Raw genomic sequence first — 12,404 nt, 5'->3', positions numbered from 1 at the left:
AAAGTAGTCGTCTGTTTATTTAAATATTCTAAATGCCGGAATATATTTAGTGTCTTTATTTTTAGAAATCCTAATGGAGTTAACAATAATTATAGTGAAATTATAGAGGTATAAAATAATGATTGGAATATAAATTTTCAAAATACTCGACGGGCCTATGTGAGTCATTACTCTACTGAATAGGGCTAAAAATATTAAGATAAAATAAGAGAAAAAGATAATAGACCAAGTAATTTCAAAATTTAAAATGGATTTCCCTATTTTATCTACATGTTTTAATTTGTCCTTTTTGAGAATCCAAAATACCAAAGGAATTATTATTCCTAAAACTGGAAAGAATAAAAAACCAAGTGCAGATAAACTCATTAATGTTAAGTACCCTTTGTCTTCTTGAATGGCCCAATCAAGAAGATCGTCGGGAGTTGTTTTCAAAGCGATAGCTAATCGTTTTAAGGAATCGCCTCGCGGTTCGGTTTTGTTATTTTCAATACGCTGAATAGTTCTTAAACTTAATCCGGAGTTTTCTGCTAATGATTCTTGAGTCATGCCCTTTAGGTTTCTTAAAGTTTTTACGCGTTGTGATAAATTCAGACCTTTCATTTTTATATCCTATTAATTTGAAACAAAAGTATTCTGCTTTCTATCATTTATGTAACGACTTTAATACGTCATTTTTACGCCATTTGTGTCTAGGCAAGGTGTTCAGCGTGTTTTTTAATTTATATTATAGTAAAGGAATTCGTTTTTTAGTGTGTTACGTAATTAATGGATTGTAAATAATACATCCATTCTATTTCTTAACCAATCTACGCATAGCAACCCATTGTTTTAGCATATCACGAGCATCTTGCGCAGGATAACCCAAAACGGTTTGCCCAGCTTTTACATCGTTCATAACTCCAGATCCGGCACCAACTGTTGCACCAGAATCTATTTTTGTATGGTCTTTTATAGATGCGCTTCCGCCAATAATAACACCATCGCCTAAAGTAACAGAACCTGCAAGTCCGCTATGTCCTGCCATAATACAAGAACGTCCCATAACACTATTATGAGCAACTTGTACGAGGTTGTCAATTTTGCAGCCATCACCAATAATAGTTGAGCTAAATTTGGCTCTATCTACGCAAGAGTTAGCTCCAATTTCAACAAAATGACCAATAATTACGTTTCCTATTTGTGGTATTTTAACTAAACCTCTACCATCATCACTTGGTCTATAACCAAATCCGTCGGCACCAATGCTAACATTGGTATGGAAAATACAATTACTACCAATAATGCAGCGCTCACGAATTACGGTTCCCGACCAAACTATGGTTTTATCACCAATAATGGTTTCATCAAAAACACAAACATTTGGATATAAAATAACCTCGTTACCTAATTCTACATCTTTACCAACATAGCAATTTGCACCAATTTTACAACCGCTTCCTATTGATGCTGTTTCATGTATAACGGCCGTTGGGTGAATATCTGTATCAAATACTGGAGCTGGTTGGTTGTAAAGTTCCAATATTTTTGCCATAGCTAAATCGGCATTTTTCACTTTAATTATCGCGCGATTTTCTCCTGGTTCAATTTTTAAATTATCGTTTACTACAGCGGCGCATGCTTTTGAGTCGGCCCAAAACTTAACATATTTTACACTTCCAACGAAAGTGATATGGTTATTATTTGCATTTTGTAATTGTTCTGGTCCATTAATTTTTTGCGTAGTATGGCCAATTAGTTCGCCTTGTAATACGTCGTTAATTTCCTCAATAGTATATGATGTCTTCAAATTTATTTGTAATTAGTTTTCGTAAAACTAACAAAAAAAATAAAAATGATTGTGATTTAGTTAAATATCTTTGATATTGTAAGTCGTTATGTTTGAATGTGGATAGAAATTTATGCTTTAATCGCTTTGTCTCTGGATCGTTGCGTTTTTGTTAGCGAAGGATTTTCGCAAGGGAATTCAAAAAAAACATATTAGCGCAAAATAGATTTTTTTATTTTGTCTTCAATTTTCTTTAATATCCTTGTTTCAAATTCGTTTTTTGCTTCTGAGTTTTTCCACCACCAAAAATATTTATTGGCTGAAATCCAGTTTCCAACATCATTCCTACTTTTATATGCAACAAAGGCAAATGTGGTGGTTGTTTTATTCTTCGGTCTAGACCAAGTATGGATTATTTGATTTTTGTCTAGATATTGGAAGTAAAAAAAGTGCCAATGTTTGTTTTTGTAATCTTCAAAATAAGTTTTCGCATCAAGTTCCTTGTTTTCCGTTTTTACCTCGTTTATTATTTCAATAAGGGTTTCTTCAGAAATATTAAATTCGTATGTTTCGGCTCTTGAATAGCTTCCGGGTGATAGAGACCAACCTAAATAATAAAAGAAAAATCCGATTAGAATAATTCCACTTATAATTAATAATGACTTTTTTTTAATTTTCACTTTTTTAGCGATTATGAGTAAATGGAGCCCAACTATAAATACTCATTAGGCTTATCAAAATTAACTTTACTATATTAAATTATCTCTCTCCCAATATTTAAAACTTCAGTAATTAAAACATCAAAATCCGCGTTGGTTACACGATGACTCGAAATAGCACAACGGATGCAGTACATTCCTTTTAGCGTTGTGTAGCCTGGTAATGCAATGGCGCGTTCTTCAAGCTGAAGTTTAATTTCTTTGTTTAAAGCATTTAAATCTTCTAAACTTAGATTTTTAGGTTTGTATCTAAAACATACAATATCTAAACCAATGGGAGCGAGTAATTCTAAATCTTGGTGTTTGTTTATTAAATCTTTTAAATAAAAGGCTTGGTTTACATTTTTAGTAATCATTCTGCCAAATTTTTCACTGCCGTGTTCTTTAAGAGACATCCAAACTTTTAAAGCTCTAAAGCGTCTTGATAGTTGCAAGCCATATTCGCTAAACCAATTCTCTCCAGAAGCCAATCCGCGAGTGTTTTTAGCTAAATATTCTGGAATTAAAGAAAATGTATCTTTATGTTCTTTGCTGTCTTTTACAAGTACGCAACCGGCCTCAAAAGGCATGTGCAACCATTTGTGTAAATCTAAAGCAACCGAATCTGCACGTTCAATACCTTTAAGTTGAGGTTTTACAATATCAGAAAGCATGGCAATAGCTCCAATTGCTCCATCAACATGAAACCATAAATTTTCAGCTTTGCATATATCTGCAATGGCATTTAGATTGTCTATAGCACCAGTGTTTACAGTTCCCGATGTGCCTATAACGCAAACAGGTTTTAATCCGTTGGCTTTATCCGTTTTTATTTGTTCTTTTAGAGCGTCAATATTTATAGTATAATCGTCGTTAACTTCAATTTTTTTAAGGCTTTTTGTGCCTAAACCTAGAAGTTCTATCGCTTTTGTGTTGCAACTATGTACTTCCGAAGAACCATAAAAGACAAGATTATTTTCTTTTAGACCTTCTTTTCTAATATCGTAACCTGCTTTTACGTTTCGGGCAACGGCAAGACCTGCAAAATTTGCCATAGAACCACCACTAACTAAAAGGCCACTAGCGGTTTTAGGGAATTCAATAATTTCTTTTATCCAATTAATAACTTGTAATTCAACTTGGTGTCCTGCATGGTTTCCTCCACCTAAATTAGGGTTTATAATAGAGGCCCAAAAATCGCCCATAACACCAGAAATGGTTCCATTTCCCATATACCAAGCCCAAAATCTCGGGTGGATATTCCCCATAGGGTAGGGTAATACGTTTTCTTGTAAGTCCTCATAAACAGATTCTGCTTTGCTAGGTGCTTTGGGTAAATCGGTTTTAAATTGTTCTAAAACCGATTCTGGCATATCTTGCCAAATTTTTCGATCTCTTACGTTTTTTACGTAATCGAAAGCATCATCAACCATTTTATGCATTAAGGCTTTCGATTCTTCCCAGTTTTCTGGATCTAAAGATTCATTATCGTTTATTGAATTCGACATGGTTTTTTAGTTTTAGTTGAAGTAATTCAGACCAGTTTACTCCATAATGTTATAAATTGATATAAGATAAAAGTATTATTTTTTTATCCTATTCTCATCAAAAGCAGAAGGTAATAATTTTGGAATAAATTTTATAACCAAAGGCAATAAAATAGCGCCTCCAGGTAATAGAAAAATGGCCAAACTAGGAATGGATTTAAAAATATCTAATAATTGATCGGTTACTTTTTTCTGCTCTTCTTTAGTTAAATCTCTAACGGTAGATTGTGTTAGTAAAATCATGAGTTCCTTACTATCTATCAATTCTCGATACAAACGTTTACTGTTTCTAGTAATAAGTTTGTGCACTATTTTGCTAGAATTATCGTAAAAACTATGCGCAATGTTTTTAGAACTTAAAAGTGCAATATTATTTTTATTTGCAGTGTAAAAGGCGTTAACAGTTTGAATGGATAGCTGAATTCGGTCGCTACTTAAGTTTAAATCGTACCCGAGTTTTACTAAAAATTGATATTCTTTTTCATCTATAATAGCATCGCTCCAGGATGCCATGCAAGCAATATCTAAGATGTAATAAGCTTCTTTAGTTGTTTGTACCATAGCTACAGCTGTGGCATAATCAATTAGTTTATCGTTTTGGTAGCGTAGCGAAGATTCAAATAATTTAATTAAACTTTCATCATATTTATTCTTTGTTGCTTTAGCGTTTAACACTTCTAAAGTAATAGAGGTAATTGCTGCTTCTAAATTTTTTAAATACTCAATTGAAATAGTTTCGTTTTTTAAATACGTTTGGTATGCCAGGACGTCGATGTAGAGCAATGCGTTTATTATAAAGTAGTTGAAGTTTTTTGTTAAAATATTCGCATCTATTTGGACGCGTTTATTTATTATATTCTCTAGTTGTTCGCTCGACTTTTTTCCTCCTAATAAATCTTGAAAAAAAGAAGTTTTCAATTCTTTTATAGCTGTGTAGAAACCTATTACGCTATTAACAAATTCTGTTTCAGAATCAGATTTTTTATATGTATATAAAAAGGCTAGGCATAAATTTGCTTTGCAAAGCTCATCTTCTGTGAGGTTTTTGGCGTCAAAAGTATTTTCTACAACCTCTAAGTTACTTCCGTAGATAAAACCAGAATCTCGTAATGAATCGTAAAAAGATTCTTTATCTAAATTAAATAAAGAGTCCTTCTTGCTAACATCTGTTAACAGTTTATTAATCCAACCTGAAGCCGATGGGTTCATTTCTAAAAACTTTTGTTTTATGTTGTAAAAGTAAAAAAGCTACTCGTTAAAGTAGCTTAATTTATCTTTTTTTGTAATTGTAAATCTTTAAAAAATGGAAATGGTTTAATTTTCGCCTAGAAAGGTATTAACTTCAATAGCAACATCTTCCCATGTTTTACTAACACCATCTGCACCTTTATGTAAATCGAAACAAACTTTGTTAAGCGATTCTAAAGCTCCAAGTGCATCCCAATCTTTTAAATTCATAACACCTGTCATTACTACACGTCGTCCTTCAGTAATTTTAATGTCTAGAGGTAAATTGGTAGTCACACCATTCATTGTAATTGTTGCAGAGTACGAACCATCTGTATGATTAATGGTTCCTGTTAAAAATTCTGTATCTAGCATTGCTCCGAAAAACGAAGTCATAATCTTAGCATCACGAGTGTTGGTAGCATCATTTGTAAAGAGACTACTAATAGGAATAGAAAATTCTAAATCATTTAAAGCTTCTTCTGGAGTAGATCCAGTTTTTTCTTCAAAATTTACAATTTTAAATTCTCCTCCAACAGGCTTCTTTTCTGTAGTTTTATAAGCAGTCCATTTTACTGAAGTTGCTTCAGGCTTAATAACATATTTTACTGCAGTTACAACATCTTCTGTTGTTTCAGTTTTAGTTTCTTTTTTGTCGTTTTTGCAAGAGGTTAAACTGATAGCTAATGCAAAGAATAGAATACTTATTTTTTTCATTTTTTTATGCTTTTTTTATTTAGTCGAAAGTTAAGGCAATAATAAATGACATGCAAGATTAGGCATGATATATATCATATATTTAACGAAAGGATTCCTATAATTTTGAATATTAAATGTTAAGCATGAATAATTCATTAGTTGATAAATATAATATTTCTGGACCTCGATATACGAGTTATCCAACTGTTCCCTATTGGAATAATGAGACTTTTTCATTAAACCAATGGAAACAATCGTTAATACAATCTTTTAAGGAAAGTAATTCCAAAGAAGGTATTAGCCTTTATATTCATCTTCCTTTTTGCGAAAGTTTATGTACATTTTGTGGTTGTAATAAGCGTATTACTAAACAACACAGTGTAGAGTCTCCATACATAAATGCAGTTTTAAGAGAGTGGGATTTATATTTAGAGTTGTTCGATGAAAAACCAATTATTAAGGAATTACACCTTGGAGGTGGAACACCAACATTTTTTAGTCCAGAACATTTAAAACTATTAATTAACGGTATTATAAAACGATCTGTTTTAGCCGATAATTACGAATTTAGCTTTGAGGGACATCCTAATAATACCACTCGTGAACATTTACAAGCTCTTTTTGATGTTGGATTTAGACGAGTAAGTTATGGAGTGCAAGATTACAACGAAACCGTTCAGAAAGCCATTCATCGTATTCAACCTTTTGAAAACGTAAAGCGTGCTACAGAATTGGCTAGAGAAGTTGGTTACACCTCTGTTGGTCATGATATTATTTTCGGTTTACCATTTCAGACTATAGATCATGTTAAATCTACAATCTTAAAAACAAAGGAGCTATTGCCAGATCGATTGGCGTTTTACAGTTATGCGCATGTGCCATGGATAAAAGGTAATGGTCAACGAGGTTTTAACGATCAAGATTTACCAGCACCAGAATTAAAAAGAAAACAATACGAGTTAGGAAAACAATTACTTGCCGAAGTAGGTTATAATGAAATTGGTATGGACCATTTTGCATTAAAAACAGACAGCCTTTTTAAATCTATGGAAAACGGTAATTTACACCGTAACTTCATGGGGTATACCGCTTCTAAAACGCAGGCTATGATAGGTTTAGGGGTTTCTTCTATAAGTGATAGTTGGTATGGGTTTTCACAAAACGTTAAAGGCCTAGAGAGTTATTATAATTTATTAGAAGATAATATTATACCCGTTTATAGAGGGCATATTTTAAATGAAGAAGATTTAGTAATAAGGCAACACATTCTTAATTTAATGTGTCGTTTTAAAACAAGTTGGATGAATGAAGAACTTCGCTTTCCAGAGTTGCCGGATGTCTTAGTTCGCTTAAAAGAAATGGAGCAGGACGGTTTATTAACAATAGACAAGAATAGTATTGAGGTTACCGAAAAAGGACAACCATTTGTTAGAAACATCTGTATGGCTTTCGATTTGTTGCTGCAGCGTAAACAACCCGATACACAATTATTTTCTATGACGGTTTAATAGTTTAATCCAATTATTTTAATAATTTAGTAAGCTGTAATTTCCCTTAAATCTAACAACAACTTAAAAAGAAAAAAAATGAAAAAAATTATTGTACCCATCGATTTTTCAGAACATTCAGAATATGCTTTAAAAACCGCAGCTACATTAGCAAAAAAACATGACGCAGAGGTGCTTGTTTTACATATGCTAGAAATGTCTACAGTTGCACTAACTGCCTCAGATGAGCTGTTAGGACAACAAGCTGTTTTTTTTATGAAATTAGCAGAAAAAAAGTTTAAAGATTTCTTAGATAAAGATTATTTAAAAGGAGTGAATGTAACTCCTATAATAAAGCATTTTAAGGTATTTAGTGAAGTTAATGATGTTGCCAAAGAGAATAATGTCGATATTATAATTATGGGTTCTCATGGCTCAAGTGGAATCCAAGAAATGTTTATTGGATCTAATACTGAGCGTGTGGTTAGAAATTCCGAAATACCTGTTTTAATAGTAAAGAATAATGTTGTAGATGTTAATTTCGATGTTATTGTGCTTGCAACAGATTTAGAAGAAGAATCTATACAGTCTTACATAAATACTCGTAAGATGTTTCAAGATGTTGCTTCTAAAATATATTTAGTACATGTTAATTTGCCAAACGAGAGATTTCAAAGTACTACGGAATTAGAGAAAAAGGCAGTTCACTTTTTTACTAAAGCCGATAGAAGCTTAAACCACTTAGAAGATTTACGTTTCGTTTCCGATTATACGGTAGATGATGGTATTTTACATTTCTCTAATAAAAGTAAAGCAGACTTAATTGTAATGCCAACACATGGACGAAAAGGTTTAGCTCACTTCTTTCAAGGAAGTGTAGGAGAGGATGTTGTTAATCATTCTACTTTACCAGTTCTAACAATAAAGATGGAATAAAAGATTTTCTGTTGTAATGGATGTAATTTCGTCATTCTGATTAAACTCAGGGTGGCGAAATTATTTTTTTATATGAAATTCAAATAAAAAATAATTGTTAATGGCAGTCTATACCAGACGAAACCATATCATAAACAGGAGTAGGAGATAAGTACGGAATACCCAAGCCTAAACCTCGAATAATAAATAAAAGACCAATAATTACAATAAAAACAGGAATAGCTTTCTGTATTTTTTGTCGTGCAGCACCCTTTAAAAATTGTGAGAAATATATTGCCGTAGTCATTAAGGGTATAGTTCCTAAACCAAAAACAGCCATATACAAACTACCACTTAGTGCGTTTCCGCTTGCAATAGCAGCAAAAACAGCCATATAAACTAAGCCACAAGGTAAAAATCCATTCAAAAAACCAATAGTTAAAAAGGTATCCATCGTTTTTTTCTTCATGGCAGAGCCTAAAGCAGATTTAACTTTAGAAATAAGTCGATAAATAGGTTTCGAAAAATTATATTTATTAAAGATTTTCTGCGGAATTAAAACCACTAAAATCATTAAAACACCAATAAAAATAGAAAGCTGTTGTTGGAACCCAAACAAAAATAAACTCTTGCCAATTAATCCAAAAACAAGGCCAATTATACTGTAAGCAAGCAGTCTGCCAAAGTGATAAACACCAATCTGAACTGCTTTTTTAAACGCATTATTCCGGTCAACGGGAAGCATAAAAGCAATAGGTCCACACATGCCCACACAGTGAAAACTACCCAATAAGCCAAGTATAAATGCCGAGAAAAGCATGTTAATAAATTATAGATTCTTTAAATAGATAAGAATTTCCCTTATATTGCCAATCAATTTTAATGTTCCAACGACCATCTACCAAACGTTTGTCAGGTATGAGCAAATTAGAATCAGACAGTGAAACAATAGAAGTCTCAAAGTCTAGTTGTTTGTTAGATGGTCTATATAGGAACACTTTTCCTGTAATTTTTTTAGAATCAAATTCCTTAGGAAAAACAATTTTTAAGCCCGCGCTGGTTTGTAAATAGCTAACGTTTTCTGTTAATTGCTCCGAATTTTTAATTTTGTTTATATCATTTTGGTACAGCAATTCTGCTCCATAATAATCTTCTGTAACTAAGTCATTTTTAAAATTTTCGCTCGAAAACATACTAATAACAAAGTACATTATAAATGTTATAAAGCCAATAAATGCTAATACAACTCCAGTTCCCCAATTAAATTTCATAACACATTTTTTTATTCATTTTACACAATCTTAAAGACTGTACAACTGTAGACTAATTCACGGTCTACTTAATTAATGGCATTACCCTACGGGTCGGGCTTTCACTACTCGCTCCCTTCCTTTGGTCGGGGAGCTCAAACAGGTCGTTCAATCCCTAATGCACACATCTGCCAAGGTGCTTTTCAATTTATAATTATTGGTTTACTTAAAACTTCGTGGCCCTAAAAAGTTAGCAGTAGTGGTTTCAATTAATTTATCACCAGAGTAAATTCCGATTTTAATTTTATTTCTATCGCCACTTAAAGCCGAATTGTTTATTTCAACAAACAAAGTCCCTTTAGAGATTTGCTGTCTAGGTACTATAAAATGATCGTGAGTTGCTACTAATTTCAATTCTCCTTTATGTGACATCAGCTTAAAACTAACATCATTTATATCTTCCGATGTTTTGTTAACCAATTTATAAGTAAACACGTTACTAATAATGTTATTGTCCTTATGTTCATAAAGTTGACCTGGTAGCCTTAAAATATTGGCTTCTACATCATTTCTTAAAAATAACATACCAATAAGTAAACCTGTTAAAATAGCCAATACCGCTGTATACCCTTTAATTCTTGGTGTAAATTTAAACGGCGTTTTCTTTTCTATATTTTCTTCACTCGTATAACGAATTAACCCTTTTGGAAGGTTAATACTTTCCATAATATGGTCGCATTCATCAATACAAGCTGTACAATTTACACATTCTAATTGCGTACCGTTTCTAATATCTATTCCTGTAGGACAAACGTTTACACATTGCATACAATCTATACAATCTCCATGCCCTAAAGCTTCTCGGTCTTCACTTTTTCTGAATTTTTTTCTACCATTTTCAGCCTCTCCGCGTTTATGGTCGTAAGCCACAACAATAGATTTTGTATCTAAAAGTACACCTTGTAACCTTCCATAAGGACAAGCTATAATACAAACTTGCTCTCTAAACCATGCAAAAATAAAATAGAATACGGCTGTAAATATCGTTAGAGATATTAGCGTACTTAAATGTTCTGCGGGGCCATCGGTTATATAGGAAATTAGCGTATCGCTGCTTATTAAATAAGCTAAAAATACATTGGCTATTATAAACGATATTAATATGAAAATTACCGTTTTTAATGTTTTCTTTCTAATCTTTTCAGCATTCCAAGGCATTTTTGCTAAACGCATTTGTTTACCTCTATCACCTTCAATCCAATACTCGATACGTCTAAATACCATTTCCATAAAAATGGTTTGCGGACAAATCCATCCACAGAAAATACGTCCAAACGCTACAGTAAAGAGCGCTACAAATACAACGCCAATAATCATCGATATTACAAATAGATGAAAATCTTGTGGCCAAAAAGGAAAACCAAAAATATTAAATCGGCGCTCAAGAATATTAAACATTAAAAACTGATTACCATTAATCTTTATAAATGGTGCGAGTAATAAAAATGCTAATAAACCGTAGCTTACGTATTTACGATACTTATAAAACTTTCCACTAGGTTTCTTTGGGAATACCCAAGCACGTTTACCATCTTCGGTAATCGTTCCTATGGAGTCTCTAAATGTTTCGTTTTCTGGGGTTTCCACTTGTTTTAGGTATTGTAGACCTACCAGTTAGTTTTACTAGCAAGTCTTGAATATATATTGAGTTAGTTGTATTCTATTCTTAAATTTTATTGTATTTCTGCGGTATCTTCGCCTTCCCAAATATCTCCTTGCGGTTCTTTCGGGTTTGCTGGTGCTGTACCTTGTAAGCTTAAAACATAACTAGCTACTTGTGCCATTTGAGCAGGTTTAAGTTGTGATTTCCAAGCAATCATTCCTTTTCCTGAACGACCTCCTTCAGATACTGTTTTAAATACATGCTTAATATCACCGCCTAAAATCCAATGTTTATCGGTTAAGTTTGGGCCAATTCCACCGCCACCATCAGCCATGTGGCATGCTACGCAGTTGGTTTCAAAAGTTGCTTTTCCTGCTTTTAAATCCGAAGCATCACTTAGTAGAGTTACAGTATTAAAATCAACTAAATCTTTAGCCGTTTTTTTATATTCTTCAATAGAAATTCTAGCTTCTGCTATTTCTGTTTCTAATTCATCAAGTTGGGTGTCTCCATTAAATACTTGATACTTTAAGAAGTATACAACAGCAAAAATAATCGACATATAAAAAGCATAAACCCACCATGGTGGTAAATTATTATCTAATTCTTTTATGCCATCATAATTATGATCTAAAATTATTTCGCTTTCTTGTTCAATAGGTTTCTGACCTAGTAATTTGGTGTAAGTCTCTTTTAACCAAGTAAACTTATAACCAAATTCCTTTTCGGCTAAGAAACGTGCTTTAGCTTCTTCATCTAATTTATGAAGCATAATAGTTTCCAATGCTCCAAGAACAGCTTCAATAGCTATTAAAATTAAAAGAACTAAAATTAAAAATAATTGAACAGCAGTATATTCCATAAATGCTGGTTTTCCACCAGAATCTACAAAGTATTCTGTTATGGCTACAATTATTAAAAAGGCTACGGGAATTCGTATCCAAGATGGAATTAGTTTTCTCATAATGTTTCGTCGTTTTGAGTTTCTAAAGGCAGGTTGCTAACGTTTTGTATATAGTCTTTTTTTGCAGTAATAACCCACCAAAAAAGAAGTACAAAAAAAGTAAAGAATATGATTAACGAAATTATTGGGTAAATCTCGATACCATCAATACTCTCCATGTGGTATTTTATAAATTTCAACATGATTTTA

The 12,404-nt window shown here is 32.5% G+C and carries 13 protein-coding genes; 2 read left to right on the top strand and 11 right to left on the bottom strand.

Translation table 11 applies throughout. The features are described 5' to 3' along the window. Window positions 1-15: 15 nt before the first annotated feature. The 6 genes from GQR97_RS01475 to GQR97_RS01450 all read right to left on the bottom strand — a co-directional run bounded on the left by GQR97_RS01475 (window position 16) and on the right by GQR97_RS01450 (window position 5,954). A complete protein-coding gene (locus GQR97_RS01475; RefSeq protein WP_158844366.1) occupies window positions 16-600 on the bottom strand; it encodes a helix-turn-helix domain-containing protein in 585 nt (194 codons plus the stop codon). A 190-nt stretch (window positions 601-790) separates the two neighbouring features. Then, window positions 791-1,786: a UDP-3-O-(3-hydroxymyristoyl)glucosamine N-acyltransferase gene (gene lpxD, locus GQR97_RS01470; protein WP_158844364.1), complete on the bottom strand. Its 996-nt coding sequence runs from the start codon at window positions 1,784-1,786 to the stop codon at window positions 791-793. A gap of 191 nt (window positions 1,787-1,977) precedes the next feature. Next, complete coding sequence (locus GQR97_RS01465; RefSeq protein WP_158844362.1) at window positions 1,978-2,445, bottom strand: hypothetical protein; 468 nt, start codon at window positions 2,443-2,445, stop codon at window positions 1,978-1,980. 74 nt (window positions 2,446-2,519) lie between these two features. After that, on the bottom strand, window positions 2,520-3,971 hold the full coding sequence (locus tag GQR97_RS01460) for a pyridoxal phosphate-dependent decarboxylase family protein (protein ID WP_158844360.1): 1,452 nt from the start codon (window positions 3,969-3,971) through the stop codon (window positions 2,520-2,522). 75 nt (window positions 3,972-4,046) lie between these two features. Further along, the gene (locus GQR97_RS01455; RefSeq protein WP_158844358.1) at window positions 4,047-5,219 is read right to left on the bottom strand and encodes an LETM1-related biofilm-associated protein; all 1,173 of its coding nucleotides are present in this window, start codon (window positions 5,217-5,219) and stop codon (window positions 4,047-4,049) included. A gap of 105 nt (window positions 5,220-5,324) precedes the next feature. Further along, window positions 5,325-5,954, bottom strand: a complete 630-nt coding sequence (locus GQR97_RS01450; protein WP_158844356.1) for a YceI family protein — start codon at window positions 5,952-5,954, stop codon at window positions 5,325-5,327. A gap of 125 nt (window positions 5,955-6,079) precedes the next feature. On the opposite strand from GQR97_RS01450, the gene hemN reads away from it, so the two are divergent. Beyond that, window positions 6,080-7,444, top strand: a complete 1,365-nt coding sequence (gene hemN / locus GQR97_RS01445) for an oxygen-independent coproporphyrinogen III oxidase (protein ID WP_158844354.1) — start codon at window positions 6,080-6,082, stop codon at window positions 7,442-7,444. 78 nt (window positions 7,445-7,522) lie between these two features. Continuing rightward, on the top strand, window positions 7,523-8,359 hold the full coding sequence (locus GQR97_RS01440; RefSeq protein WP_158844352.1) for a universal stress protein: 837 nt from the start codon (window positions 7,523-7,525) through the stop codon (window positions 8,357-8,359). A gap of 97 nt (window positions 8,360-8,456) precedes the next feature. Here GQR97_RS01440 and GQR97_RS01435 read toward each other — a convergent pair whose 3' ends face one another. The 5 genes from GQR97_RS01435 to GQR97_RS01415 all read right to left on the bottom strand — a co-directional run bounded on the left by GQR97_RS01435 (window position 8,457) and on the right by GQR97_RS01415 (window position 12,397). Further along, complete coding sequence (locus GQR97_RS01435) at window positions 8,457-9,158, bottom strand: sulfite exporter TauE/SafE family protein (RefSeq protein ID WP_158844350.1); 702 nt, start codon at window positions 9,156-9,158, stop codon at window positions 8,457-8,459. 1 nt (window position 9,159) lies between these two features. Then, entirely contained in the window at window positions 9,160-9,609 is a 450-nt protein-coding gene (locus GQR97_RS01430) for a FixH family protein (RefSeq protein ID WP_158844348.1), read from the bottom strand. Between the two features lie 201 nt (window positions 9,610-9,810). Beyond that, window positions 9,811-11,235 carry a cytochrome c oxidase accessory protein CcoG gene (ccoG, locus tag GQR97_RS01425; RefSeq protein WP_158844346.1) on the bottom strand — a complete coding sequence of 475 codons (1,425 nt, stop codon included), beginning with the start codon at window positions 11,233-11,235 and terminating at the stop codon, window positions 9,811-9,813. A gap of 86 nt (window positions 11,236-11,321) precedes the next feature. Further along, window positions 11,322-12,215, bottom strand: coding sequence for a cbb3-type cytochrome c oxidase N-terminal domain-containing protein (locus tag GQR97_RS01420; RefSeq protein ID WP_158844344.1), 894 nt, complete (start codon window positions 12,213-12,215; stop codon window positions 11,322-11,324). Continuing rightward, entirely contained in the window at window positions 12,212-12,397 is a 186-nt protein-coding gene (locus GQR97_RS01415) for a CcoQ/FixQ family Cbb3-type cytochrome c oxidase assembly chaperone (protein WP_158844342.1), read from the bottom strand. Before GQR97_RS01415 ends, GQR97_RS01420 begins: the two co-directional genes overlap by 4 nt. Between the last annotated feature and the right edge of the window lie 7 nt (window positions 12,398-12,404).

This window comes from Algibacter sp. L1A34 (assembly GCF_009796805.1).
In the GTDB taxonomy this organism is placed as follows: domain Bacteria; phylum Bacteroidota; class Bacteroidia; order Flavobacteriales; family Flavobacteriaceae; genus Algibacter.
This window is presented reverse-complemented; position numbering and strand designations above follow the sequence as displayed.